This window comes from Telluria sp. ZB4P37 (assembly GCF_059685855.1).
The window spans coordinates 259,961-286,818 of the sequence record NZ_JCASID010000004.1; the positions used below are offsets into that span (position 1 = coordinate 259,961).

Below are 26,858 nucleotides of genomic sequence, written 5' to 3' on the forward strand. Positions count from 1 at the left end.
GAATAAAGTGCACCAGAGCAAAAACCTCAATTGTGTGCATGGTTACCGGTACGTTGCCGCACATACGCCACACACCCCATATGCGATAGTGGAGATGTCCAGTTCAGCCGTATTCGATGGAGGACCGGGGCCCCAACTTGAAAGGACAATCATGAATATTGATAACATCGTAATTCAACAATTCCACGGCAAGTCATTTAGCGAGCTGGTCAACGCGCCGCTGAGCGCCCTGAGCGGCATTACCGAACAGCAGGCTAGTGCATTTGCTGCCGTCGGCGTGAAAACGGTCGGCGACCTCGCGAAGCTGCCGGTCGTGAACTACGCCGTGGCCATCCATGCGCTGGCGACCTGCGAAGGCGCTTGCAGCAAGGAACAGGCGGAAGAATGCCTGCTCGACGACGCCGTCGAGATGACCTTCCCGGCCAGCGACCCGATTTCGGTCGATTCGGGCATCACCCGCATCGAAGTGGCGCCGGACAAGGTCGACGCCGCCCGCGACCACCAGGGCGCCCAGGCCATGGAAGCGCACTCCGAAGAGGCGCTGCGCAATGCCGCGGTGCGTACCGGTTACCTGCAGAAGGACGACGGCGGGAACCGCTGATACCGGCAGGTTTCTTCAGTTTGTAAAACGGGCCACGGGCGGCGCAAGCTGTTCGTGGCCTGTTTGTTTATGCAGTAGCCGGGCGACGAGCGGGTGGGACGCCCCAATGAACTTGGGCCCGACGGGGCCCAAGAACTTCCTGTGCTCGCCGATGAGGGCCTAGCGGTGCGGCGCCAGTTCGGCCACCGTGGCACTCGAGGGCAGCGGCATCTTGGTCGCGGACTGGCGGTTCGCCGCCGGCGAGCAGAAGCGGTTCTTGCCGGCGCGCTTGGCTTCGTACAGCGCGTAGTCGGCGATGCTGATGAGCGAGTCGACCGATTCGGCGTCGTCCGGATAGATACTGATGCCGATCGAGGTCGACAGGCGCAAGGTCAGGTCCTTGATGAAGAAGGGCTCGGACAGGGCTTCGACCAGCTTGGCGGCCGGACCCTGGGCGTCGGCCAGGCAATGGATGTCGCCCAGCACCACCATGAACTCGTCGCCGCCGAGGCGAGCGACCGTGTCTTCCTTGCGCGAACTGGCCAGCAGGCGCTGCGAGACCATCTTCAGGATCTCGTCGCCGTAGGCGTGGCCATAGGTGTCGTTGATCGCCTTGAAGCCGTCCAGATCGAGGTACATGATCGCGGCCTTGGCATGGCTGCGGTTGGCGTGCTGGAGGGCGGTTTCGATGCGGTCTTCCAGCAGGCGGCGGTTCGGCAGGCCGGTGAGGGCGTCGTGCAGTGCCAGTTCCTGCTGGGCGCGGCTGTACTGGGCCAGCTCTTTATAGAGCAGGCGTACTTCGAGCATGTTATGGATGCGCTTGTGCACCTCGAGCAGGTCGAAGGGCTTGCTGATGAAGTCGCGCGCACCGGCTTCGAGCGCAGCGATCTTGAAGCTCGGCTGGGCGGTGAGGGCCAGAACCGGCAGGTAGCCGCCCTGTTCGATTTCCTTCAGGCCCTTCATGACCTGGAAGCCGTTCATGCCCGGCATCTGCAGGTCGAGCAGGATCAGGTCGTAGTTATGCTCGCGGTGCAGCGGGCATACCTGGTCCGGGAACATGGTCGAACTGACGCAGGTGTAGCCTTCCTCGCGCAATATCTCTTCCATCAATTCGATATTGTCCGGCGAGTCGTCCACCACCAGGATTTTTGCGTTCAAAATGTCTTGTCTGCTCGGCATGCTTGGTCTCTTCTACTCGGTCTGGTGAGCCTGTTCCATTTCTCTCTGGAATGGGCTTGTCCCATCTCTGCATAGTCTAGCAAACCCTACAAAATTTCTTGTAGGACAGCGCCGCGTGAGCTGGTAGGAGCATCAACGACTATGCATGCGGGGGGCGGTGGCCACCATTTGCGTGCCCTGCGAGGTCACGGAAACGATGGTCGCAATCAGTTCGCTGGGCTCGACCGGCTTGGAAATATGGGTGGAAAATCCGGCTTCCAGGGCCTTGAGGCGGTCTTCGGTACGGGCAAAAGCAGTCAGGGCGATGGCCGGGACCTGGCCGCCGGCTTCGCGCGGCAAGCCGCGCACCCAGCCGATGAATTCGAAGCCATCGACCTCGGGCATGCCGACGTCGCTGATCAGGATATCCGGCCGGTTCTCCCTGAGCGCCTCGAAGGCTTCGCGCGCGCTGGCGGCGACCCGTACCCGCGCGTGGCAGTCGGTCAGGATGCGGGCAATGAGTTCGCGCGAATCGCGGTCGTCGTCCACCACCAGCACCGTGATGCCGGCCAGGTCGTGCGCCGCGGGTTCCGGCGGCGCGGCGGCCGGCACCGGGCCTGGGGCATCGCCTGTGCGGCGGGTGCTGACGGCGGGCGCCTTGGCCAGCGGTAGCTCGATCGTGAAGCTCGCGCCCAGGCCTTCGCCGGGGCTCTCTGCGCGCACCGTGCCGCCGTGCTGCTCGACCAGATGCTTGACGATCGACAGGCCCAGTCCCAGGCCGCCGTGGCGGCGCGTCATGGAGGCGTCTTCCTGGCGGAAGCGCTCGAACACGTGGGTGATGAATTCCGGGCGGATGCCGGCGCCGTTGTCGCGCACCGTGATCGCCACCGACTGCTCGCGCTGCGCCACTTCCACCGCCACGGTGCCGTCGCGCGGCGTGAACTTGATGGCGTTCGACAGCAGGTTCCAGACCACCTGCTGCAGGCGGCCGGCGTCGCCCGCCACCAGCAAGCCCGCGTCCTCTGGTGCGCCATGGCGTTTTTCGAGGACGATCTGCTTGGCCTCGGCGGCCGGGCGCACGGTCTCGATGGCGGCATCGATGAAGGAGCCAGGGCTGATCGGCTGCATCTCGAGCAGCACCTTGCCCGAGGTGATGCGGCTCATGTCGAGCAGGTCTTCGATGAGCTGGGCCTGGGCCCGCGCATTGCGTTCGATGGTCTGCAGGCCGCGCTGCAGGTCGGCGCCGTCGCGGCTGCCGCGGCGCAGCACCTGCGACCAGCCAAGGATGGCCGACAGCGGCGTGCGCAGCTCGTGCGAGAGCGTGGCCAGGAATTCGTCCTTCATCTGGCTGCTGCGCTCGGCCTCGGCGCGTGCCTCGCGCTCGTTCTCGAGCAGCACCTTGCGTTCTTCGGCGGCGCGGCTGGTGGCTTCGTACAGGCGGGTGTTGTCGACCGCAATGGCGGCCTGCAGCGCGATGCCGGTGACGATGCGCTCGCTCCGTTCGGTGAACACGCCCGGTTCCGGGTCGCCGAACAGCATGGTGCCAAGCAGCTCGCCCGAGCGCGCCACCACCGGCACCGCCATGTAGCTGCGCACTGGCGGATGACCGTCCGGCAGGCCGAATTGCGGGGCACTGCCGGCATAGCGCTCGTCGCGTTCGATGTCGTCGACCCGCACCAGGCCCTGGGCGCGCAGGATCGGGCCGAACAGTGCGCCGGCACGCGCCGCGCCGATGCAGTGGAACTCGGCCGAGGTGGTGCCGGCCAGCGTATAGAGCGAGAACAGGGTGCCGTCCGAAGCGTCCTGCGCGCTGCCGTCGCCTTCCTGCCCGACGTGGTAGAAGGCGCCGAAATGCGCGCCGCTGACGCCGGTGGCGGCCTCGGTGGCGGCCCGCAGCAGCGAACGCAAGTCGCGCGTCGAGGCCAGGATGCTGCCGGTGTCGTTGAGCAGTTCGAGCACGTGCGACTCGTCGCGCAGCGCCTGCTCGGTGCGTTTCACCCCATCGACATCGGTATTCGTGCCGAACCAGCGCAGTACCCGGCCCTCGGCATCGCGCACGGCGCGGATGCGGGTCAGGTGCCAGCGGTAGCGGCCGTCAAACCCGCGCAGCGGGAATTCCATCTCGAACGGCTCACCGCTGCGGATGGTGTCGTGCCAGCGCGCCAACACCGCCGGCCGTGCGTTCGGTTCAAGCGCATCCTGCCAGTTCCAGCCCACACTTTGCTCGGGCGTGCGGCCGGTGTAGTCGTACCAGCGGTCGTTGAACCAGACGATGGCGCCGTCGGTGCCGGCCATCCAGGCCAGTTGCGGGATCGAGTTGGCGAGCGCGCGCAGCAGCTCCTCGCTCTGGCGCAAGGTGTCCTCGGCGCCCTTGCGGGCGGTGATGTCCTGCACCACGCCGGTCATCCCGACCAGGGTTTGCTGCCCTTTGAGGCCGGCGTAGTCGGGGCGCCCGACCAGGGCCACCCAGCGCGCCGGGAGGGTGCCGGTATCGACCCGGCATTCGATGTTCAGGTCGGCCCGCGCCTTGAACGCGGCCAGCACCGCGCGCCGCACCTGGCGCCGGTGCCCGGGATGCAGGCGCTCGCGCAGCTGTGGCCAGCGCAGGGGCGTGTCGGCCGGCAGGCCGAGGATGCCGGCCGCGCGCACGCCAAGCCGCACCCGGTCGGGCGCGGCATCCCAGCGCCAGTCGCCCAGGCGGCCGGCTGCCAGCGCCAGCTGCAGGCGGGTATGGTTCTCGACCAGGGCCTGCTGGTCCAGTTTGCGCTGGGTGATGTCCTGGAAGTAGAGCGTGAGCCCGTCCGGCGACGGGTGCAGGCGCATCTCGACCCAGCACTGCAGGCGGGCATAGTAGAAGTCGCGCACCACGGTCTCGCGCTGCTCCATCGCGCGCAGGCAGTCCTGGGCCACCGAGGTGCCATGCAGGTCTTCGAACTCGTCCCACAGGTTGCGGCCCACCAGGCCGGCGCGGCTCTTGTCGAGCGGGGCGATCATGTCGAGGGCGCGCCCGTTGATATAGGTGATGCGCCAGTCGCGGTCGACCGCGCAGAAGCCGTCGCTCAGGCTCTCGAGCATGTTTTCCATGCGCTCGCTGGCGCGCCGCAGGGCCTCCTGCGCGCCGATCAGTTCTTCTTCGGCGCGCTGGCGCGCGGCCAGCACGCTTTGCGCATTGCGCAGCGCGGCCGAGCGCATCCGTTCGAGTTCGTGGTCGTCGCTCACGCCGCTCCTTCCAGCATCCTGGCTGCCAGCAGCGTGCCCTCGACCCGCGCCCGCACCTTGGCAAAGGCGGTGTCGCGATCGATGCCGGCGTCGTCGTAGAAGGGCGCAAAGCCAGCGTCGTCGGTGGTGCCCAGGCGCGCCAGCGGCAGGTAGGTGGCCGCCAGCAGCACGCGGTCGCGCACCTGCATGGCCGTCTCGACCAGCGGGTTGGACGGATCGGTCACGCCGACGAACACGCGCTGGTCCGGGCGCGCATAGTCGCGCGCGATGCGCAGCACGCGCTCCGGGTCGGGCTGGCCGGCCATCGCGATATAGAAGCTGCCGGCGCGGATCTCGAACAGGGCCGGCAGCAGCTCGGCATAATCGACCGCGGCGTCGCCGGCGCCGTGCACGCCGGCCGGCGACACGTGCAGGCCGATCAGTGCGCGCTGGTCGTTCGAGAAGCGGTCGAGGGCCATGTTATTCAGGTGTACGAAGCTGGCCAGCAGGGCGCCGCTCGGGTCGAGCCGCATCGCCAGCGGGCCTTCGGCGAAATCGACCTGCACCTTGTGGGCGCCGGCCTCGAGACAGCGCCGGATCTCTGTTTCGTGTTCGCGCACGAGGTCTTCCAGGAACTGTTCCCGCGAGTAGCCCTCGACCCCGTCGGCCGGGTAAAGCAGCGACAGCGCCGAGGGCGAGATGATGGCCTGCTTGAGCGGCAGCGTGGCATGCAGCTGCGCGGCGCGCACGAATTCGTCGGCGTAGCGCCTGTAGCGGAAGGGGCCCCGGGTCAGGCGCGGCATGCGCTGGCGAGCGCCGTTCCCGATCGGGATGCGAAAGCCGTCGGGCGCGGTATTGGCGGCGCCGTGCACCGGATAGCTCCAGAAGTTTTCGAACTTGCCCTGTTCGCCGTCGGTGATCACCGGTGCGCCGGTGGCCTCGAAAGCGGCCACGGTAGTGCGTACCGCCGCGTCGACCAGTGCAGCGAGCTCGCGCGGCGCCATGCCGGCGCGCACTGCGGCGACCAGCTCGGGCGGGCGGGGCATGCTGCCGATAGGTTCGGTCGGAATCATCATCGCGGGTCGGGCGCCGCGCCGCCTGGGGCGCGGCAAAGGATGGAACAGGGCTGTTCCAATTCCGCCCATTGTAGCCCAGCCGCGGCATGGCGGCAGAACGGGAACCGCACGCCTTCAGCCATGCGCGGGCAGGCGCGCCACTTTCGCCAGGGCGTCCTGGAGCTGGTCCAGCTCGTAGGGCTTCTGCAGCGACAGGTAGGGGAATTCGAGGTGGCGCAGCAGCGAGTCGCCGTAGCCGGAGGCGAAGATCACTTTGAGCGAAGGATCGTCGCCGACCGCCTTGCGCGCCAGGTCGACGCCCGACATGCCGGGCAGGCTGACGTCCGAGAACAGCACGTCGTAGCGCTGGCGCCCGAGCAGGTCGAGCGCATCGTTCGGATGGGCCACGCCGTCGGCTTCGTGGCCGAAGGCCTTGAGCATCTCGCACACCAGGTACTGGGAGTCGATATTGTCTTCGACCACCAGGATACGCAGGCTGCCGCTGCCGGCGTCAGGCCCGGGCGCCGCGGCCACCGGGGAAGGCGGGGCCAGCAGGACGTGCACGCCGGCCACTCCGCCATTCGCATCCATCAGGGGCGTGAGCCACAGGTCGCAGCGGTGGTCGAGCAGGCCTTCGGCACGCCGGAACGAGGGCGCGGCGCCCTGGACCACGCGTGGCTGGCCTTCCCAGGCTGCCTGCAGGGCGCTTCCGGCGCTCGAGAGCGGCGGCGGCAGCACCGAGGGCACCGAGCCGCCCGGCACCCGGCCGCAGCCCAGGCCGGCCAGCGCGGCATACGCCTCGTTGAAGACCAGGATCGTCTGGCGTCCCCACACGAGCAGGCCCGGCAGGGGCGAATTGAGCAGCAGGTCGGCAGACGCGCGCAGCGGGGCAGGCCAGCCTGCGGGGTCACCAAGTGCGCTGGCGGACCAGTCGTAGGAGAGAGCGGTACGCGGCGACGAATCGAATTCAGGCATGGGCGAAGTGTTGTGGGAACGAAAACATGGCGGCAATGCTACACCAAATGCCACGCCGTTGCCGGTTCTACTCGTGCGCCCATCCGTGCGAGCACCGGATGCCAGTGCAAAAAAAAAGCCCGCTTCTTGCGAAGCGGGCTGAATCTATTTCCTTGGAGGAGAATAGAGGAGACAGGTGCATCATGCTGCATTGCCGCAAATTCGTCCAATTTTTATTTCTGATAACCGCTATCAAATTTATTGATGGCCAGACGGCGCTCAGCCGGTTTGTCAAGCGCAGCGCCATGCGCATGGCGGGGAAACCACAGGCCAATCGTGCGCCCTTGGTGCATGTGAGAAAATGTTCTACGATGGCAACTATGTTACGACTCCCTTCGGTTGCCTGCGTCCTGTCGGCACTGTGCCTGCTGCCGGCCGGCGCGGGGCAGGCTGCCGTCTGGACGGACGTTCAGGGCGCGGAGCCGGAAGCCGGCAGCAATGTTGCATTCGCCGACTATTCGCTCGAGCAGCTCTCCGAGATCGTCGTCACCTCGGTGTCGCACCAGCCCGGGCGCCTGAGCAGCGCGCCGGCCTCGCTCTACGTCATCAGCGGCGCCGATATCGCACGGTCCGGCGCCACCACCATTCCCGAAGCCCTGCGGCTGGCGCCGAACCTGCAGGTGGCACTCAGCAGCAGCCAGGAATATGCCATCAGCGCGCGCGGCTTCTCGTCCCGGCTCGCCAACAAGCTGCTGGTGCTGATCGACGGCAGGACCAGCTATTCGCCGCTGTTTTCCGGGGTGTTCTGGGAAGCCCAGGACGTGCCGATGATGGATATCGAGCGCATCGAAGTGATCAGCGGCCCGGGCGGCACGATCTGGGGCACCAATGCCGTCAACGGCGTCATCAACATCATCACGCGCAGCGCCGCCGATACCCAGGGCGCTCTCGCCGTGGTGCATGCGGGCAACCGCTATTCCGGCGCCACGGTCCGCTACGGCAAGCGCCTGGCCAATGGCGCGCACGTGCGCGTCTACGGCAAGCGCGACGAGCTCGAGGGCGCGCCGGGCGAGGCACCCGGCATGAACGGCGGCAGCGCCGGCCGGCGCCAGGCGGGCTTTCGCCTCGACTGGGAAGCTGCCGGCCAGGGCTTGAGCCTCAGCGGCGACATGGTGGATGGTGCGCTGCGGGCCTCGAACGAGCCGCGCACGAATTTTTCCGGCGCCAACCTGGCTGCGCGCTTCAATGCGGGCCTGGCCGGCGACGCCGAGCTGCGCCTGCAAATGTATGTCGAGCAGACCCGGCGCGAGCAGCGCGGCGCCGGCCGCAGCGAACTCGATATCTTCGATGTCGAGGCGCAGTACGGCAAGCGTATCGGCGAGCGCCATGCGCTGACCTGGGGCGGCGGCTACCGTCACGCGCGCGACCGCTTCGCGAACGGCCCGGCGCTGCAATTCGCCCCGAACCACCGCCACCTCAGCTGGAGCAACCTGTTCGTCCAGGACGAGGCCAGCATCACGCCGCGCTTGCGCGCGACAGCCGGCCTGCGCCTGGAACACAATATCTATACCGGTGTGGAGCTGCTTCCCAACCTGCGCCTGGCCTGGGACGCCGCACCGGACGCCTTGCTGTGGGCCGCGGCTTCGCGCACGGTGCGCGCGCCTGCCCGGATCGACCGCGATATGCAGCTGGTCGACCCGACGTCGAACGGGGAGCGCTACCTGGTCGGCCGCTCGCCCGGCATGCAATCGGAAACGGCGCGGGTGTTCGAGCTCGGCTGGCGCGCCCAGCCGGGCGCCGCGCTGTCGTATTCGGCCACGCTGTTCTATAGCGACTATGCGCACCTGCGCACGCTCGAGCTGCAGGGCGGCGGGGCGCCGGCGATGTTCGGCAACCTCGGCTACGGCCAGGTGCGCGGCCTCGAAGCCTGGGGCAGCTGGCAAGCCGCGCGCGGCTGGCGCCTGTCGGCAGGCGTGGTGCTGCAGGACGTGGCGACGGGCGTGGCGCCGGCCAGCACCGATGCATCGGCGCGCACCGGGCTGGCAACCAACGACCCGCGCAGCTACTGGAGCCTGCGCTCCTCGCACGACCTGGGGCCGCACTGGCGCGCCGACCTGCTGCTGCGGCGCGTCGCGCGCCTGCCGCAACCGGCGGTGCCGGGCTATCATGAGCTGGATGCGCGGATCGCGTGGCAGGCGCTGCCCGACCTGGAACTGGCCCTCGTGGGCCGCAATTTACTGCATGCGCGCCATCCCGAATTCGGGGCGGCGGATGTGCGCCAACTGGCCGAACGCAACCTGTTCGCCAGCGCAACGCTGCGTTTCTGAGTGCAGATCCAAGTGCCGATGCCAACGATGACGAATTTACCTCCCGACCGAATGCGACGCCGCCTGGCTTGCCGGGCGCTCGCCTTGCCGCTGCTGCTGGCGGCCGCGGGAACCGCGCCGCGCGCACTGGCCCAGGCGTCGGGCGCGCAGGCGCTGGAACGCCGGGTCAAGGCCGCTTTCCTGTATAAATTCCTCGGCTATGCGGACTTTCCGTCCAGCGCCTTTGCCGACGCCGCGGCGCCGCTCACGATCGCCGTGCTCGGCTCGGACGACATGGCGGCCGAGCTGACCCGCATCGCGGCCGGCCGCGTGATTGCCGGCCGCCCGATCACCGTGCGACGGGTAGCGGAGCATGAGGCGCCGCCGGCGGCGCACCTGCTGTTCGTGTCGGGCCTCGACAGCGAACGCGCCGGCCGCGTGCTGCGCAGCGCCCCGGGGGCACTGCTGACGGTGACCGAATGCGAACTCGGGCTGCGTTATGGCAGCGTGATCAACTTCCGTATCGTCGACGAGCGGGTGCGCTTCGACGTCTCGCTCGACGCCGCCGAAAAGAAAAACGTCAAGCTCAGTTCGCGCCTCCTGACCGTGGCGAACCGGGTGCAGAAGGGAGGATCGTGATGGGCATGCACGATACCAATTCAGTCCGCAGCAAACTGATTCTGATGGCGGTGGCCACGACCATCGTTGCGCTGCTCTCGGCCGCCATCGCCATGCTGGCGGTCGACGTACGCACCTTCCAGAAGGTCTGGGTCGACGACCTCACCACCCAGGCCGACATCATCGCCGACGTCACCGCGCCGGCGGTCTCGTTCAACGATTCGGCCGCGGCCACGCGCAACCTGAGCGTGCTGCGGGTGCGCCCGCAGATCGTGGCCGGCGCCATCTACACCAACAGCGGCCAGCGCTTCGCCACCTATGCCACGGCGGGCGTTGCGCCGTCCATCCCGGCGCGGCCGGAGGCGGCGGGCTTTCGCATCGAGCGCGGCGAACTGGTGGTGTTCCGCCCGATCGTCGAGAACGGCGAGCCGCTCGGCACCGTTTACCTGCGCTCGCGCTACGGGCTGCTCGACCGCGTGATCAGCTATGGCGCCATCCTGGGCGGCGTGATGCTGGGGGCGCTGGTGATCGCCGCCCTGGTGGCTTCGCGCCTGCAGGCCTCGATCACGCGCCCACTCGAAGCCGTCACCAACGTGGCGCGCCAGGTGATGCTGCGGCGCGACTTCACCTTGCGGGTGCCGGGCAACGAGAAGGGCGAGATCGGGGTGCTGGTCGAGGCCTTCAACGACATGCTGGCCGAGATCGGGCGCCGCTCGGACGCGCTGCAGGCGGCCAACCGCACCCTGGAACGCGAAATGACGGTGCGCGAGCGCGCCGAGCAGGCCCTGATCCTGGCCGACCGCCGCAAGGACGAATTCCTGGCGACGCTGGCGCACGAGCTGCGCAACCCGCTGGCGCCGATCCGCACCGGCGTCGATATCCTGCGCATCCGCAGCGGCGACGCCCAGGCGACGCAGCGCGCCACCGACATCATGGAACGCCAGCTGCGCCAGATGGTGCGCCTGGTAGACGACCTGCTGGACGTCTCGCGCATCAATACCGGCAAGTTCACGATCAAGATGGGCCGGGTCGAGCTCAAGGCCGTGGTCAACGACGCCCTGGAAGTGGTGCGCTCGTATATCGAGCTGCATGGCCACGAGCTGGAAATCGACCTGCCGGACCGTCCGGTATTCCTGCACGGCGATGCCACGCGCCTGGCGCAGATCCTGTCGAACCTGCTCAACAACGCCGCCAAGTACACGAATCGCGGCGGGCGCGTGGCTTTGCGCGCCACTGTGGAAGACAAGACCCTGGTGCTGGAAGTGGCCGACAGCGGCATCGGCCTGGCGCCGGACATGCTCGACTCGGTATTCGATATGTTCGTGCAGGTCGATTCCACGCTCGAGCGCAGCAATGCCGGCCTGGGCGTGGGCCTGTCGCTGGCGCGCAAACTCGTCGAGCTGCACGGCGGCACCATCGAGGCGCGCAGCGAAGGCCTCGGCCACGGCAGCCAGTTCGTGGTGCGGCTGCCGATCGTGGTCGAGCCCGAGCCGCTGACCAAGCCGACGCCTGCCGCCTTCATCAGCACCGAGACCTACCGCATCCTGCTGGCCGACGACAACGTGGACTTCGTCAACAGCATCGGCGCACTGCTCACGGCCATGGGGCACAGCGTGGTCATCACGCATAACGGCCCGGACGCGCTGGCAGCGGCGGCGCGCTTCTGCCCGGACTATGCTTTCCTCGACATCGGCCTGCCGCACATGTCGGGCTACGACCTGGCGCGCGGCATCCGGAAGCTGCAGTCCGGCGCGATGACGGTGCTGATCGCCGTCACCGGCTGGGGCCAGGAAAAGGACCGCCAGCTCGCCTTCGAAGCCGGGTTCGACCACCACATGGTCAAGCCGGTGCGCTTCGAGCAGATCGAGGAAATCCTGAGCAACCGTGCGGTGATCAAGAAGCTGCGGACCTGAGGGGCAGGGCGGCGACGACTGCTGCCCGCGCGTCCAGACAGTCTTCGCTGCGCGCGATGGTGACTCTGGACGGCGCGGGTTGAACGCACTGGCGCCGGCCCCCAGGCCCGATCTGCCTCGCCCCGGAACGCAAGCATCGCGTAGCCGACAGGCAAAAAAAAACGGAAGCGCATTGCACGCTTCCGTCGATGCTCACACCAGGCTTCGTTCAAGCCTGTTTAGCCTTCCGGCGGCGTGCCAGGAAGCCCAGGACGCCAAGCCCGCCCAGCATCATGCCGTAGGTTTCTGGTTCCGGAACCGGGGCCAGCATGACAGCGCCGCCAAACGAGGCGCCGGCATCCGAGACCAGGTTGCCGCTGACCTGCAGGTAATAGTTACCGGCAGCCAGGTTGTCGCTCGAGATCGACCACACGTCCATTTCGCCGCTTTGCAGCGAGGTGCCGGTAGTGATCAGGGTGTCACCTGCGCCATACAGCGCCAGGCCGGTGATGTCCAGACCGGTGTCGGCAGTACGGCTGATCGACGAGATGATCGCATCCAGATTCATGCCCACGCCACCGTCGACGGTGAAGGTGAAACGGTCAGCGAAGGTATTCCCATCGTTACCCGCTTCGAACGTGTCGCCGAAGAAGGCGCTGTCATCAATCAGGTCCAGTGCTTGTGGAGAGTTGCCGACGACGTCCTGGGCCATGACGGCCGACGAACCGAACGAAGCGGAAGCCAACACAATTGCAGCAATCAATGATTTTTTCATTTCTTTCCTCGCATAGAATCAGCCGCGTCCTGCAGCTTGGGTTTCAAGAATCGGGGAACTTCATGCTATCAAAACAACATGGAAATGCACGCGGATTCATGATTGGACCTAGGCGTGGACGCCACATTCTGAAAATCAACGAATTTCCGGCTGGATCTGCCAAATGCGGCTTCTCCATAGGGGAACCCGTTATGACGAGCTTGCCGCGAAGAAAAATTCAGTTCAATTGCGTAAAATGTGTCAGTATGGTCCTACAAAAAGACGGGAGCGTATCCTGTGCTGAGTAACTGTGTTTTAAGACAGGATTAAGTAACACAGAGCAAAAAATCCTGTGAAATCAAGGCTTTTGCTGAGTTACCCCGGCGGCAGGCGAGGGCAGTCCCTTGTAGGACGGAAGAAAGTGGAAGCTGGAAAGTACCGGCATCGAAATAGGATGCGGAAAAGAAAAATGGCCCAGAATCGCTTCTGGACCATTTTGAAAAAGTTGGTGCGGCTGGCAGGAATCGAACCCACGACCCCTTGGTTCGTAGCCAAGTACTCTATCCAGCTGAGCTACAGCCGCCCGAGGCACGCATTATAGCAGCACCCGGGGAATTGGCAAACCCCTGCGCGGATGCCGTTCCATCACCCGCCACGAACGTTTCGTCGCATGCGGCAGCCGGGCAGGGCAATCCACAGGACCCGACAGCCGGGGGAGGGGCCGGCCGGTTTCATTCACCGGCTTGACTGGCGCCATAAAGAAAAAAGGGACCAGATCTTTCAATCTGGTCCCTCATGTCTTCTGGTGCGGCTGGCAGGAATCGAACCCACGACCCCTTGGTTCGTAGCCAAGTACTCTATCCAGCTGAGCTACAGCCGCCCGATGCACGCATTATAGCAGGGGTTCGGCTGTTGGCAAACCCTCAGCGCGGCAGCCCCTGGAAGACCCGCGCGGCGTCCAGATACCGGCCAATTTAAAAGCATTTGTAACGCGGGAAGTTCCTTGCCCACGCGTTCAAACAGTGTCCGCCGGCCCGTTCGCGAACATGGATCTGCATTCCGCGGCGTCCCGCTTTTACCCGTGGCATATCGCACGAAGCGCAGCCAGAACGAAAAAAGGACCAGATCTTTCGACCTGGTCCTTCATATCTTTTGGTGCGGCTGGCAGGAATCGAACCCACGACCCCTTGGTTCGTAGCCAAGTACTCTATCCAGCTGAGCTACAGCCGCCCGATGCACGCATTATAGCAGCCCGATTTTGTTTCCGGAAGCCTCATTTTTTTCCGCGGGCAAAGCTGCTCTGGTAGATTAGCCGGGTTGGAACACTTTGGACACGTATGCTTGCCTTGAAGCCGGGACCGCGCCTTGCCCTGACTGCCTTATTCATCCTTGTACTGTGGCTCTCGTGGGCAGGCGGCGCCGGCGCCGCGCCTCGCAGCCTGCGCTTCGAGCGGCTGTCGATCGAGCAGGGCCTGTCGCAGCAGTCGGTGCTGGCCATCCTGCAGGACCGGCGCGGCTTCATGTGGATCGGCACCCAGGCCGGCCTGAACCGCTACGACGGCTACCGCATGACGGTATACCGGAACGACCCGGACAACCCGGACAGCATCCCCGACAACTATGTGATGGCTTCCCATGAGGATGCCCAGGGCCGGCTGTGGTTCGGCACCAAGGGCGGCCTGACCCGTTACGACCACGCTACCGGCAAGTTCATCCGCTACGCACCGCCCGCGGACGCCGCGCGCGGCGCCGGCAACCGCAGCGTGCTCGCCATGGTGCCCGCTCCCGGCGGCGGCCTGTGGCTGGCTACCGGCGACGGCCTGCTGCACGTCGATACCGCCAGCGGGCGCTTTCGCAGCTACCGCCACGATCCGCTTGATGCGGGCAGCCTGCGCGACAACCGCGTCAGCTCCCTTGCGCTCGACGGCAAAGGCCATTTATGGGTCGGTACGGCGGCGGGCCTGGAGCGGCTGGCGCCGGGCGCGGCCCGCTTCGAGCACTTCGATCCCGACCCGGCCGACCCGCAGCGCAATGCCGTCACGGCCTTGTCGATGGGGCCGCGCGACACCCTGTATATCGGTACCGCCGCCGGGCTGGAAGCCTGGAAGCTGGGTGAGGGCGTTCCGGAGCGGCGCCGCCTGGGCGTGGCCGAAGGACTGGGCACGGGCGCGGGTGCGGCCGAACCCCGGGTGCTCAAGCTCTACCACGACAGCGGCGCCACCCTGTGGGTCGGCACCGACATGGACGGCCTGAAATGGCTGGACCCGGTCAGCGGCCGCTTCACCAGCTACCGCAATGACCCGGCCGACCCGCACTCGCTGTCAGACAACCAGGTCAGTGCCATGCTGGTGGACCGCACCGGCACCCTGTGGGCGGGCACCCTGTTCGGGGGCGTGAGCCGCACTGACCTCGCCAGCGGCGGATTTCTGCGCTATGGCGGCAACGACGGCCTGGGCCGCGCCAAGGTGCGCGCCATCCACGAAGCGCCGGGCGGGGGGCTGTGGATCGGCACCACCGGAGACGGCCTGATGCGGATGGACCGGGCCAGCGGGCAGGTAGAGCGCATCGGCCACGGCGGCGTGCCTGGCGAGGTTGTCACCTCGCTGGCCCTCTCGCACGGCCGCACCTGGATCGGCACCCCGACCGGGCTGGTATGGCGCGACCCCGCGGGGCGCTTCGGCCACGTGTCGCTCGGGTCCAGCCCGGGCGCGAACTACGTGCATGCGATCCACGCCGGGCGCAGCGGCACCCTGTGGATCATGACGCGCGGGGGGCTGTCGGCGCTGGCGCCCGGGGCCGCCGCCGTGCGCACCTGGCGCCACGACCCGGCCGATCCGTCCAGCCTGGGCGAGAACTACGGCTTCGCCGTGCTGGAAGACAGCAAGGGCATCGTCTGGATCGGCACCGAGACCGGGCTGGAACGGTTCGACCCCGCCGCCAACCGCTTCACGCACTACCGGCGCGACCCGGCCCGGCCCGGTTCGCTGCGCCATAGCCGCGTGTATTACCTGATGGAGTCGGCGCGCGGCGCGCTCTGGGTCGGCACCGCCGGCGGCCTGCACCGCATGGAGCAGGGCAAGGATGGCGCAAGCTTCCGCTTCTATCCCTTCGCCAGCGCACGCGATGCACAGCCGATCGGCGCCATGCTCGAAGACAGCCACGGCTTCGTGTGGGCCAGCACCACCGCCGGCATCACGCGCCTGGACCCGGCAACAGGCCAGGTCAAGAACTACACCTCGAAGGATGGCCTGGTGGACGGCTCGTATTTCGTCGGCGCCGCGCTGCGCACCGCCGACGGACAGCTCTATTTCGGTGGCGTCAACGGCATGACCGCCTTCCAGGCCGACGCGGTGCGCGACAATCCCTTCCCGCCGCCGGTCGTGCTGACCGACCTCCTGGTGCTGAACCGCTCGCGCGCCACACCCGGCTTCCACGACCAGCAGGAACTGACCCTGTCGCACCGCGATTCCGTGTTCGCGCTCGAGTTCGCGGCCCTGCATTATGCAGATCCGGACGGCAACCGCTACGCCTACCAGCTCGAAGGCTTCGACACCTCCTGGGTCGACACCGACGCGCGCCGGCGCTATGCGACCTATACCAACCTCGATCCCGGCACCTATGTGTTCCGGGTTCGGGCCAGCAACAAGGACGGCGTCTGGAGTCCCCAGGCCACGGCGCTGACCATCCACATCACGCCGCCGTTCTGGAAGACCTGGTGGTTCCGCACCCTGGCCGTCCTGGGGGCCGTGGCGCTGTTCACGGCCGGCTACCGGCTGCGCATCCGCGCGCTGGTCGCGCAAAAGCTCCTGCTCGAACGCGAGGTCGGCACCCGCACCGAGGAGCTGCGGCGCCAAAAGGAATCGGCCGAGCGCCGCAAGCAGGAAGTCGAGGAGCAGAAGGAAGTGGTCGAGCAGGCGCACCGCAACATCGCGCTGCTCTCGGACATCGGCCGCACCCTGACAGCGAACCTGGACACCGAGGCGATCATGCGCACCCTGTACGAGCACGTGCGCGCGCTGATGGACGCGACCCTGTTCGCGGTGGTGCTGCGCCATCCGGACCGCGGCGTGCTGGAATACGTCTACACGGTGGTGGAGGGCGAACGGCGCGAAGCCGTCGAGCTGCCCGAAGACGCGGCTTCGCACCTGGCCGCCTGGTCGATCGCCAACGGTCGCGAGGTGCTGGCCGGCGACCTGCCGCGGGGACTGGCGAATTACCTGCCTGCGCTGTCCCCGGTTGACGCAATCCGGACCGCGCTGCCCTATGCCTGGCGCCATGGCATGTCGCCCCGCTCCCTGCTGATGGTGCCGGTGATGGTGGGCGAGCGGGTGCTGGGCGCCCTCACGGTGCAAAGCCCGGCCGCGCAGGCCTATGGCCAGGTCCATCTCGACATGCTCGAGACCCTGGCGGCCTATGTCGGGGTGGCGATCGACAATGCCGAGGCCTATCACCGGCTCAAGGAGACACAGGCCCAGCTGGCGGCCCAGGAGAAACTCGCTTCGCTGGGTTCCCTGGTGGCGGGCGTGGCGCACGAACTCAATACCCCGATCGGCAACAGCCTCTTGATGGCCAGCACGCTGCAGGAAAAGACCAGCGAAGTGGCGACCCGTTTCGATGCGGCGACGCTGCGCCGCTCCGACCTGGCCGACTACATGGAAGCCTCGCGCGAGGCGTCGAACCTGATCATGCGCAGCCTGCACAATGCGGCGGAACTGGTCAACAGCTTCCGCCAGGTCTCGGTCGACCAGGCCAGCGCCCAGCGCCGCCGCTTCGACCTGGCCCAGGCCTGCCAGGAAATCGCGGCCACCCTGATGAATACGGTGCGCCTGTCCGGCCACCGGCTCGAACTCGGGGTGCCGGCCGGGATCATGATGGACAGCTTCCCAGGCCCGCTCGGCCAGGTGGTCATCAACTTTGTCAACAACGCGCTGCTGCACGCCTTCGAGGAGCCGGGCGGCGCCATGGTGCTCTCGGCGACGCGCGTGGACGGTGCGGTGCGCATCGAATTCCGCGACGACGGGCGCGGCATCCCCCAGGAACACCTGGCGCGCATTTTCGACCCCTTCTTCACGACCCGCATGGGGCAGGGCGGCACCGGACTCGGGCTGAACATCACCTGGAACATCGTCACGTCGCTGCTGGGCGGATTGGTGCGCGTGGAGAGCGCACCTGGCCAGGGCGCGTCCTTCATCCTCGACCTGCCGCTGCACGCCCCCGACTCGCAAGCCATCCAGGCGGAACCGGAAGCGGCACGGCCGCTGTAAGCGGCAGTGCTAGGCGACCATGTTGCGTGGCGCCCCGGCCGCCCAGGCCTCGATGTTATCGACCAGCATGTCGGCCAGTGTCTGCATCGCGCCGGCGCTGGCCCAGGCCACGTGCGGCGTCAGGATGAAGTTCGGCAGGCGCAGCCCCAGGAGAGGATTGCCCGGCAGCGGCGGCTCGCGGCTCAACACGTCGAACCCGGCGCCGCCGATGGCCTTCGAGCTCAAGGCCGCCGCCAGGGCCGCTTCGTCCACCAGCCCGCCGCGCGCGGTATTGATCAGGAGGGCGGTTTTTTTCATCAGCCCCAGCTCGCGCGCGCCGATCAGGTGGCGGGTCTGCTCGGTGAGCGGCAGGTGCAGGCTGACCACATCGGAACTGGCCAGCAGCTCGTCGAGCGGCAGCTGGACGATGCCCGCGTCATTGATGCGCGAGCGCGAGGTGGCGGCGATCTCCATCCCGAAAGCGCGGCCCAGCTGCGCTACCTTGTGCCCGAGCGCGCCGTAGCCGACGATTCCCAGCCGGCTGCCGGCCAGGTCGCCGATCGGGTGATCGAGCAGGCAGAAGCGGCTGGACCCCTCCCAGCATCCCGCCTCGACGTCGGCCATGTAGGCGCGCAGGTTGCGGCGCAGCGCCAGCAGCAGCGTGAAGCAGTGTTCGGGCACGGATACGAGCGAGTAATCGCGGATGTTCGAGACCACGATCCCGCGCGCGCGGCAGGCCTCGAGGTCGACGTTGTCGGTGCCGGTGGCGGCGATCGCCACCATCTTCAGGTCGGGCAGGCGGTCCAGGCTTGCTGCGCGCAGCGGCACCTTGTTGGTGACCGCGACCGTGGCTCCAAGCAGCCGCTCGACGACTTTGTCTTCCGTCGTGCCGCCGTGGTCCTGCCATTCGTGGGCGAAGCCTGGCGCCCGCACGCTGGCCTGCAGGCTGTCGCGGTCGAGGAAAACGATTCGGTGCATGGCGGCCTCGCGAAAGTGAAAACCGCATTGTAACGCCGGTCCATACTGGGTTAGGTGGCGTACAGTCGGGTCAGGGGCGCGGGCCTACACTTTTGGTAGACAGTTGCCGGGAGGCCCCATGCCAGACGCGCTCAAACTCTATCAATCCAAGCGTAATTTCGATATCACGTCCGAGCCAAGCGAGGGCGGCATTGCCGGCCTCGAGGCCTTGACCTTCGTCATCCAGAAGCACTGGGCGACGCGACTGCATTACGATCTTCGTCTGGAACTCGACGGCACCATGAAAAGCTGGGCGGTGCCGAAAGGGCCGAGCTACGACACCCATGACAAGCGCATGGCCGTCCACGTCGAAGACCATCCGATTTCCTATTCCGATTTCGAAGGCACTATTCCTCCGAAGCAGTATGGCGCCGGCAAAGTCATCATCTGGGACAAGGGCATCTGGGAGCCGATCGGCGATCCCCACGAGGGTTACCGCAAGGGCAACCTGAAATTCGCCATGCACGGCCACAAGATGCAGGGGCGCTGGGCGCTGATCCGCATGAAAGGCCGTGGCGAGAAGCAGGAAGCCTGGCTCCTGATCAAGGAAAACGACGAGTTCTCCCGTCCGGCGGAAGTGTTTTCGGTGGTCGACGAGCTGCCCGACAGCGTCAAGTCGCTGCCGATGCCCAAGCCGGCGCGCAAGCGGGCCACGGCCAAACCCCCAGCGAAGTCTGCGGCAAAACCGGCAAAACCGGCAACGAAGCCGGCAGCCAAATCGGCAGCCAAGTCGGCAACCAAGCCAGCTGCGAAACCGGCCGCGAAAGGCGCAAAGGCCAGGGCCGCCATCAAAGGCATCCCAGGAGGCGCCGTGCCGGCCGCGCTGCCGGAGAAGTTTGCCCCGGAGCTGGCCACGCTGGTGGACGCCCCGCCGCATGACGCGGGCGAATGGGTGTTCGAGGTCAAGTTCGACGGCTACCGCATGCTGGCGCGGGTCGAGAATGGCGAGGTGCGGCTGGTCACGCGCAACGACAACGACTGGACCGACAAGCTGGCCCCGATGCGCGAAGAACTCGAGCGCATGGGTCTGCCGGACGGCTGGTACGACGGCGAGATCGTCGTGCACGACGAGCACGGAAAACCCAATTTCGGCCTGCTGCAGCTGGCCTTCGACGGCGTGCGCAATGCCGACATCGAGTACTTCCTGTTCGATGTACCTTATTGCGGCGGCTACGACCTGCGCGATGTCCCGCTGGTTGAGCGGCGCGCCGTGCTCGAAGCGGTGCTGAAAAAGGCCAAGTCCGACACGGTGCGCTTCTCCGCCGAATTCGGCGACAAGCCGGACGAGCTGGTGGTGGCCGCCTGCAAGATAGGTCTGGAGGGCGTGATCGGCAAGCGCCGCGATTCGCGCTATGTCTCGCGCCGTTCGCCCGAATGGATCAAGCTCAAATGTGGCCTGCGCCAGGAATTCGTCATCGGCGGCTTCACCGACCCGAAGGGTTCGCGCAAGGGCGTCGGCTCGCTCCTGCTCGGCACCTACGACCGCGAGGGCGTGCTGCGCTACGCGGGCAACGTGGGCTCCGGCTTCAACCATGCGACGCTCATGGATATCAGCAAGCAGCTCGAAGCGCTGCGCACCGACGAGAGCCCGTTCCCGCCGCGCGCGGTGCCGGGTCGCCAGCATCACTGGGTCAAGCCGGTGCTGGTAGCGGAAGTGAGCTTCTCGGAATGGACCAGCACCGGCTCGGTGCGCCATCCGGTGTTCCAGGGACTGCGCGCCGACAAGCCCGCGCGCGGCATCACACGCGAAGAACCGCGCCACATCGAAGATAGCGAAAAGCCTGCGTTACCGAGCGAACCGGTGGCGCCGCCGCCGGCCAGGCTGCATGGCAAGCTGCCGGACTCGCTGCGCGTCACCAATCCGGACCGCATCGTCGACCCGTCCACCGGCATCACCAAGCTGGAGGTGATCCGCTATTACGCCCTGGTAGGGGAGCTGATGATGGAACACCTCAAGCGTCGCCCCCTCACCCTGGTGCGGGCGCCCGCCGGCATTGGCGCCGAGCTGGTATTCCAGAAGCACGCGGACGTCAAGAAGCTGCCGGGCGTGAAGCAGATGGATGCGGCGCTCGACCCGAGCAACCCGCCGATGCTGGAAATCGTGGGTGTCGAAGGCATCCTGTCGGTGGCGCAGTGGAACGCGATCGAGCTGCATACCCAGAACGCGCTCGCCAAAACCTACGAGAAGCCGGACCGCATGGTGTTCGACCTCGACCCGGGCGAGGGGGTGGAATGGCCGGCGATGCAGGAAGCGGCGCAGATCATGCGCGCCTTCCTCGACGAGTTGGGGCTGCCTTCCTTCCTCAAGACCAGCGGCGGCAAGGGTCTGCACGTGGTGGTGCCGATCAAGGGCGAGTACGGCTGGGATACCGTGAAGGCCTTTTCGCAAGCCATCGTGCGCCACCTTGCCGGCACGCTGCCGGACCGGCTGGCGTTCAAGAGCGGGCCGAAGAACCGGGTGGGGAAGATCTTCATCGACTACCTGCGCAACGGGCGTGGCGCCACCACCGTCGGCGCCTGGTCTGCCCGGGCCCGGCCGGGCATGGGAATTTCGGTGCCGCTCGAGTGGGATGAGCTCATGAAGCTCAAGTCGAGCACGCAGTGGACCGTGGCGAACGTGCACACGCGGCTTGACCGGGGCAATGAACCGTGGGCCGGTTATGACAAGGCGGCCAAGGGGATTACCAGGGCGATGAAGGTGTTGGGGTTTGAGGATTAAGGGGCCTTGGCGGCACCCGTTCAAATTGGGTCCCGGCCTTCGCCGGGACCCGAGTTCGTCCCGCAGCCCTTGGCAGGTCCGGTAGCAGCGATCACGGCTCAACCACCGCCCCGGTGCCACCCGCATCACCCGCAGCCACCCCCGTCGCCACCGCCTTCGCCGTCTCATCCTGCCGCTTGTCCGAGCGCACCGACGGCAGCCGGTCCACCGCGATCAAGCCCTCGGCCGCCGCATGCGAGGCCGCGAACACGCTGTCCGGCGACAGCACCAGCTGCGTGCCGGTGGTACTGACCTCGTCGATCAGCCGGTCCAGCGCATCGATCCGCGACGGATCGGGATTGACGTTGCGGATGTAGATCATGCGTACTGCCTTCGGGTGGCGCCGTATGACTTCCGTGTAAATCTCGGGATCCTGCTCGCCGCTGTCGCCTACCAGCACGAACTGCATCTCCGGATAAAAATCCAGGATGCGCTCGATCTGCTCGAGCTTGTGATTGCCATGTTCGTTCAGCTTGAGCACATGGCGCACGCTCAGTTCGCGCAGCATCAGCGGGCCCACCGGGATGCCCTGCAGTTTCAGGAAATCGACCAGGGGCCCGTACAAATGCCAGGGGCTGCTCGAGACATAGAACAGCGGGTTGTTCTCGCTGCCGCCCGCGCCGTCGCTCAAGGCGCGGTAGAAAGCGGCGACGCCCTTGAAAGGCTTGCGCGTGTGCGAATTGGTCCGCGCCAGCATCAACGCCATGTTCAGCTTGTTGGTGACATTGGTCCACAATACCGTGTCGTCGATGTCGCTGATGATGCCGAATCGGGCGGTTTCCGCCGGCACGATGACTTCCGCCACGGCGCGAAGCGGCTGGCCGTCGGGCTGGATGTGGTCGGGGAATTCGAGTTCGACCTTGTGCCAGCCGCCCGCCAATGACGTGTTCAGCGTGATATCGAAAGAAAAATAGCCGCCCCTGTCCGTGATCGCCTCATGGGTCGCGCCGCCAAAATACGCCAGCACGCGCGAGTTGGCCACTTCGTCGGATTCGAGTCGCTGGTAGAGCGCGACCAGGTTGTTCCAGCCGCTGTCTTCGCCCGACTGCTCGCGAAAACCCCGCTCGTCCAGCAGGCGGCCTTTGAGCCAGATGCGCGTGGCATTGCCGAAGCCCAGGTAGGGCACGGCCATGAGTGCGCGCCCGTGTTCGGGCTGGCGCAGCAGCCGCCAGGCATGGGAAGCGAAGGCGCCCGCAGTGCGCGCCAGGCGGTGGCGCAGCGGGGTCTCCGGGGTGATCTCGTCCTCGGCTCGCTGGCCGGTCGCGACCGGAATGCCTTTGCTTTGCGCGCCGCGCTCGACCCAGACGCTGCCGGCTTCCCTGCGCGTCAGGAGCAGCGCCTGCTGCACTTCCTGCAATTTCAGCGGATCGACCGACGTGGCCATGACGTGCACCGCGGTGCCCGTCTCGCGCAGCCGCGCCACGTCTTCTTGCGAGACCAGGCCAGGGTTGAGGTAAAGGGTGGCCCGGCCCAGGTCGACGCGTCCGGCGATGTCGTCGAAACCGGCACGGGTCAGCACGAGGAAGGGCATGGGATTGGCAGTCATGTTCATACGGTGAAAGCGTTGTCGAGGTATTAAGTATCGCTGATGCCGCAAGATTGGAACGCACGCTTATCAAACGCCCCGGGCAAGCTCGGCGATAATGGGCTTTTCCCACATTCGAAGAAAAGGATGCCCCGCCTTGATCACCACCTTGACGCGCGCCGGCCGCGCAGGATTCATCCTCGCTTGTGTATCCCTGTTTCCGCTTGCCGCCCGGGCGGCCGATGACGCGGCATTGCGCGCCGCCGTCGATGCCGCGGTCGTGCCGCTGATGGCCGAGCATGAGGTGCCCGGCATGGCGGTGGCCGTGACCATTGACGGACAAACCTGGTTCTTCAATTACGGCATGGCCTCGCGCGAGGCGAAGACGCCGGTCAGCGAGAACACACTGTTCGAGCTCGGCTCGATCAGCAAGACCTTCACGGCGACGCTGGCTACTTACGCGCAGGAGCAGGGCGCGCTGACGCTGGAGGACCATCCCGGCAAGTACCTGCCGCAGTTGAAAGGGTCTGCGCTCGACAAGGCCAACCTGCTCCAGCTGGGCGCGTACGCGGCCGGCGGCCTGCCGCTCCAGATGCCTGAGACGGTGTCGGACCTGCCTGGCGCGGTGGCCTATTTCCGCGGCTGGAAGCCGGACGCCGCGCCGGCCGCCGTGCGCCGCTACTCGAATCCCAGCATCGGCCTGTTCGGCCATATCGCGGCCCTGGCGCTGAAGACCGATTTTGCGGGGGCCCTGGAGGGCACCCTGTTTCCGCAACTGGGCTTGCGCCACACCTATGTGAACGTGCCGCCCGGCGCGCAGGCGGACTACGCCTGGGGTTACCGGGAGGGCAAGCCGGTGCGCGTCAATCCAGGCGTGTTCGACGCCGAAGCCTATGGCGTGAAGTCGAGCAGCGCCGACATGATCCGCTATGTGCAGGCCAACATCGATCCGGCGCGGCTCGCGGGGCCGGTACGGCGTGCGGTGCAGGCCACCCATCTCGGCCACTTCGACATGGGCCCGATGGTGCAGGGGCTGGGATGGGAAAGCTATCCCTATCCGGTGACGCTCGCGCGCCTGCTGGAGGGCAATGCGGCGTCGATGCTGAGGGAGGCGAATCCGGCGAAGGCGCTGGTTCCAGCACGCCTGCCTTCGGGGCCCGCCTTGTTCAACAAGACCGGTTCGACCGGCGGCTTCGGCGGCTACGTGCTGTTCGTGCCGCAGAAGAAGCTGGGTATCGTGATGCTGGCGAACCGGAATTACCCGATTCCCGCGCGCGTGAAGGCGGCCTACGCGATTTTGGAACAGGCCGCGCGGATGGCGAAGTAAGGCCGGGTTCGGGATCATGTCGATCACCTGAGAACCGCCGCCTAGCCTACGGTTCTCATTGATCGACCGGTATTGGGCCCTCAAGACTCGTTCTTGAAGATGCCCCGCACATTGGTCACCATCAGCGCGACCTGCAGCGCAATCAGCGCCCAGGCCTCGTCGTGCCAGCCCCAGGCGATCCACAGCAGGTTACTGAGGATGAACATGCTAAAGCCGAATACGCGCCGTTCGGGGCGCTGGGAGCCGATCAGGTAGGCGGCGAACAGGGTGACCGCCATGGCCGGCCACTGGAGGAAGTCGATGAATTCATCCATCCGTCAGGCCGCTTTCTTGCGCCGCGCCGGGGCCGCCGATGGGGCGCCGGTGGATTTGGCGGGCGCCTTTTTTGCGGCCGGCTTCGCCGCGGAGCGCTTTGGCGCCGCGCCGCTGGCTGCCACCCGGTCGACGCTGTGCGCAGGCGCCTTGCGCGCACGCGGGGCCGGTGCTTCTTCTTCCTCGTCTTCCTCGGCTGGGGCCTTGCGCTTTTTCGAAGGCGGCGGCTCGTCGTCGTCGTCTTCCGCGGCGGCGCCCTTCGCCGGCTTCCTGCCCAGGCTGGCCTGCAGCAGCGAGACCAGATCGATGACCTTGCCCGTCTCGCGCTTCTTCTCGCCCGGCTCGGGCATGGTGATGGTCTTGGTCTGGTGCGCTTTGACCTTCTTCTCGATCAGCGCCATGATGTCTTCGCGGTAGGTGTCGTGGTACTGCTCCGGCTCCCAGTCCTCGGCCATCCCCTGCACCAGGGCCATCGCCATCTTGAGTTCCTTGTCGGTGACGGCGGCCTTCCTGTCGTTCGCGGAAGGGATCTTGAGTTCGCCGGAATCGCGAATCTCGTCGGCATAGCGCAAGGTGTTCAGGACAATGGTGTCGCCCACGCATACCAGCGCGCACAGGTGCTGCTTGACGCGGATGACGACACGCGCGATGCCAATCTTGCCTGCCTTGCGCAGCGTTTCGCGCAACAGGGCGTAGACCTTGTCGCCGCCCTTGCCGGGCGCGAGATAGTAGGGCTGCTCGAAATACAGCAGCGAGACGTCTTCGGCGTCGACGAAGCCGACGATGTCGATGGTCTGGGTCGCCTCCGGGTTGGCGCGGCGCAGGTCTTCGTCCGACAGCACGACATACTCGCCGCCGGAGTATTCATAGCCCTTGACGATGTCGTCCCACGAAACTTCCTTGTTGTTGCCCTTGTTGTAGCGCTTGAATCCCACCGGCGAGAAATCGCGGCGGTCGAGCATGGTGAGGTCGAGGCCTTTGTTGGCCACGGCCGGGTACATGTCGACGGGGATGTGCACCAGTCCGAAGCTGATCGCACCTTTCCACATGCTGCGCGGCATAGCGGTTCTCCTTGTTGACTGTCGTCGCGCTTATTCGCCGACCACGCCGGTGACCGGCAGGACGATGCCCGTGATATAGCCCGAGCACACGTTCGAGGCCAGGAACACATAGGCCGGCGAGAGTTCTTCCGGCTGGGCGGGGCGCTTGTAGGTGGTGCTGGCGCCGAAGTCCTTGATCTTGTCGGGCGACTGGTCGGCCGGGTTCAGCGGCGTCCACACCGGGCCGGGGGCCACCGCATTGACGCGGATGCCCTGTTCGATCAGGCTGGCGGCCAGCGACATGGTGAAGGCATGGATCGCGCCCTTGGTGCTGGAATAATCGAGCAGCTTGCCGGAACCTTTCAGGCCGGTGACCGAGCCGGTATTGACGATCGCGGCCCCGCGTTTCAGGTGCGGAAGGGCGGCGCGCGCCATGTGGAAGTACCCATAGATATTGGTGCGGAAGGTTTCGTCCAGGCGCTCGTCGGTGATGTCGAGCAGCGAACCGGCATGCTCCTGGAAGGCGGCGTTATTCACCAGCACGTCGAGACGCCCGAATTCGGCCACGGCCTTGGCCACCGCATCGTTGCAGAAGGCCGGATCCTTGATGTCGCCGGCCATTGTGATACAGCGGCGGCCCTCGGCCTCGATACAGCGTTTGGTCTCGGCCGCGTCTTCGTGCTCGTTCAGGTACATCACGGCGACGTCGGCGCCTTCGCGCGCGAACAGCACGGCCACCGCACGGCCGATGCCCGAGTCGGCGCCGGTCACGATGGCGACCTGGCCCTCCAGCTTGCCGCTGCCCTTGTACTGCTCGGCCATGAATCTGGGCTTGAGTTCCATCTCGGCTTCGATGCCGGGCTTGGCCAGGTGCTGCCGGGGGAAGGGCGGGGCCGGCTCGTCGATGCCGGTCTGCACGGCCTCGTTGCTGTCCGGTTTTTGCTCTCCGGCGTCCTTCTGGTCTTGCTGCTGCTGGATTGCTTTTTGTTTGTTCGCCACTTCATCCTGATTTGCCATCGCATGCTCCCATGAACGTTCAATCGACCGCCTGAGTATCGGCCGCGCAAGGGGCAGCGACGGTGCGCTCACGTACATTCGGCGACAAATCCGCTACCGAGGCG

Annotated in this window: 17 protein-coding genes and 3 tRNA genes; 7 read left to right on the forward strand and 13 right to left on the reverse strand. The window is 66.5% G+C overall.

Annotated elements, in window-relative coordinates:
• The first annotated feature begins 151 nt into the window (after positions 1–151).
• Positions 152–601 carry a hypothetical protein gene (locus AC56K1_RS10520; RefSeq protein ID WP_497157785.1) on the forward strand — a complete coding sequence of 150 codons (450 nt, stop codon included), beginning with the start codon at positions 152–154 and terminating at the stop codon, positions 599–601.
• 159 nt (positions 602–760) lie between these two features.
• Here AC56K1_RS10520 and AC56K1_RS10525 read toward each other — a convergent pair whose 3' ends face one another.
• From AC56K1_RS10525 to AC56K1_RS10540, 4 genes are all read right to left on the reverse strand, one after another.
• Positions 761–1,759: a response regulator gene (locus tag AC56K1_RS10525; protein WP_497157786.1), complete on the reverse strand. Its 999-nt coding sequence runs from the start codon at positions 1,757–1,759 to the stop codon at positions 761–763.
• A gap of 132 nt (positions 1,760–1,891) precedes the next feature.
• The gene (locus tag AC56K1_RS10530; RefSeq protein WP_497157787.1) at positions 1,892–4,957 is read right to left on the reverse strand and encodes a hybrid sensor histidine kinase/response regulator; all 3,066 of its coding nucleotides are present in this window, start codon (positions 4,955–4,957) and stop codon (positions 1,892–1,894) included.
• A complete protein-coding gene (locus AC56K1_RS10535) occupies positions 4,954–6,012 on the reverse strand; it encodes a uroporphyrinogen decarboxylase/cobalamine-independent methonine synthase family protein (RefSeq protein ID WP_497157788.1) in 1,059 nt (352 codons plus the stop codon). Before AC56K1_RS10535 ends, AC56K1_RS10530 begins: the two co-directional genes overlap by 4 nt.
• A 114-nt stretch (positions 6,013–6,126) precedes the next feature.
• A complete protein-coding gene (locus AC56K1_RS10540; protein ID WP_497157789.1) occupies positions 6,127–6,966 on the reverse strand; it encodes a response regulator in 840 nt (279 codons plus the stop codon).
• A 359-nt stretch (positions 6,967–7,325) separates the two neighbouring features.
• Here AC56K1_RS10540 and AC56K1_RS10545 point away from each other — a divergent pair, with 359 nt between their 5' ends.
• From AC56K1_RS10545 to AC56K1_RS10555, 3 genes are read left to right on the forward strand one after another with little or no spacing between them, the layout of a single operon-like run.
• Positions 7,326–9,272, forward strand: coding sequence for a TOL_0244 family TonB-dependent receptor (locus AC56K1_RS10545; protein ID WP_497157790.1), 1,947 nt, complete (start codon positions 7,326–7,328; stop codon positions 9,270–9,272).
• Between the two features lie 51 nt (positions 9,273–9,323).
• Positions 9,324–9,890 (forward strand): TOL_0243 family YfiR-like periplasmic protein, encoded by a 567-nt coding sequence (locus AC56K1_RS10550; RefSeq protein WP_497157791.1) that lies wholly within the window; start codon positions 9,324–9,326, stop codon positions 9,888–9,890.
• 5 nt (positions 9,891–9,895) lie between these two features.
• Positions 9,896–11,782 (forward strand): sensor histidine kinase, YfiR-like protein-associated, encoded by a 1,887-nt coding sequence (locus AC56K1_RS10555; protein ID WP_497157792.1) that lies wholly within the window; start codon positions 9,896–9,898, stop codon positions 11,780–11,782.
• A gap of 208 nt (positions 11,783–11,990) precedes the next feature.
• Here the strand turns inward: AC56K1_RS10555 and AC56K1_RS10560 are convergent, their stop codons facing one another.
• From AC56K1_RS10560 to AC56K1_RS10575, 4 genes are all read right to left on the reverse strand, one after another.
• The gene (locus tag AC56K1_RS10560; RefSeq protein ID WP_497157793.1) at positions 11,991–12,536 is read right to left on the reverse strand and encodes an FxDxF family PEP-CTERM protein; all 546 of its coding nucleotides are present in this window, start codon (positions 12,534–12,536) and stop codon (positions 11,991–11,993) included.
• A gap of 485 nt (positions 12,537–13,021) precedes the next feature.
• Positions 13,022–13,098, reverse strand: a tRNA-Arg gene (locus tag AC56K1_RS10565).
• Between the two features lie 220 nt (positions 13,099–13,318).
• Positions 13,319–13,395: transfer RNA gene (locus AC56K1_RS10570), tRNA-Arg, on the reverse strand.
• A 273-nt stretch (positions 13,396–13,668) separates the two neighbouring features.
• Positions 13,669–13,745 (reverse strand) — tRNA-Arg (locus AC56K1_RS10575).
• 107 nt (positions 13,746–13,852) lie between these two features.
• Here AC56K1_RS10575 and AC56K1_RS10580 point away from each other — a divergent pair.
• Entirely contained in the window at positions 13,853–17,779 is a 3,927-nt protein-coding gene (locus tag AC56K1_RS10580) for a two-component regulator propeller domain-containing protein (RefSeq protein WP_497157794.1), read from the forward strand.
• 9 nt (positions 17,780–17,788) lie between these two features.
• Here AC56K1_RS10580 and AC56K1_RS10585 read toward each other — a convergent pair whose 3' ends face one another.
• Positions 17,789–18,736, reverse strand: coding sequence for a D-2-hydroxyacid dehydrogenase (locus AC56K1_RS10585; protein WP_497157795.1), 948 nt, complete (start codon positions 18,734–18,736; stop codon positions 17,789–17,791).
• A 118-nt stretch (positions 18,737–18,854) separates the two neighbouring features.
• Here AC56K1_RS10585 and ligD point away from each other — a divergent pair, with 118 nt between their 5' ends.
• Positions 18,855–21,494, forward strand: a complete 2,640-nt coding sequence (gene ligD / locus AC56K1_RS10590; RefSeq protein ID WP_497157796.1) for a DNA ligase D — start codon at positions 18,855–18,857, stop codon at positions 21,492–21,494.
• Positions 21,495–21,585: 91 nt separating this feature from the next.
• On the opposite strand, the gene AC56K1_RS10595 is transcribed toward ligD, so the two are convergent.
• Positions 21,586–23,079: an App1 family protein phosphatidate phosphatase gene (locus tag AC56K1_RS10595; protein WP_497157797.1), complete on the reverse strand. Its 1,494-nt coding sequence runs from the start codon at positions 23,077–23,079 to the stop codon at positions 21,586–21,588.
• 148 nt (positions 23,080–23,227) lie between these two features.
• On the opposite strand from AC56K1_RS10595, the gene ampC reads away from it, so the two are divergent.
• Complete coding sequence (gene ampC, locus AC56K1_RS10600) at positions 23,228–24,385, forward strand: class C beta-lactamase (protein WP_497157818.1); 1,158 nt, start codon at positions 23,228–23,230, stop codon at positions 24,383–24,385.
• Positions 24,386–24,465: 80 nt separating this feature from the next.
• Here ampC and AC56K1_RS10605 read toward each other — a convergent pair whose 3' ends face one another.
• Genes AC56K1_RS10605 through AC56K1_RS10615 form a run of 3 tightly spaced genes read right to left on the reverse strand, consistent with a single transcriptional unit; the run spans position 24,466 to position 26,754 of the window.
• Positions 24,466–24,699, reverse strand: a complete 234-nt coding sequence (locus AC56K1_RS10605; RefSeq protein ID WP_497157798.1) for a hypothetical protein — start codon at positions 24,697–24,699, stop codon at positions 24,466–24,468.
• Between the two features lie 3 nt (positions 24,700–24,702).
• Complete coding sequence (gene ku / locus AC56K1_RS10610; RefSeq protein WP_497157799.1) at positions 24,703–25,758, reverse strand: non-homologous end joining protein Ku; 1,056 nt, start codon at positions 25,756–25,758, stop codon at positions 24,703–24,705.
• Between the two features lie 30 nt (positions 25,759–25,788).
• On the reverse strand, positions 25,789–26,754 hold the full coding sequence (locus AC56K1_RS10615) for an SDR family oxidoreductase (RefSeq protein WP_497157800.1): 966 nt from the start codon (positions 26,752–26,754) through the stop codon (positions 25,789–25,791).
• Between the last annotated feature and the right edge of the window lie 104 nt (positions 26,755–26,858).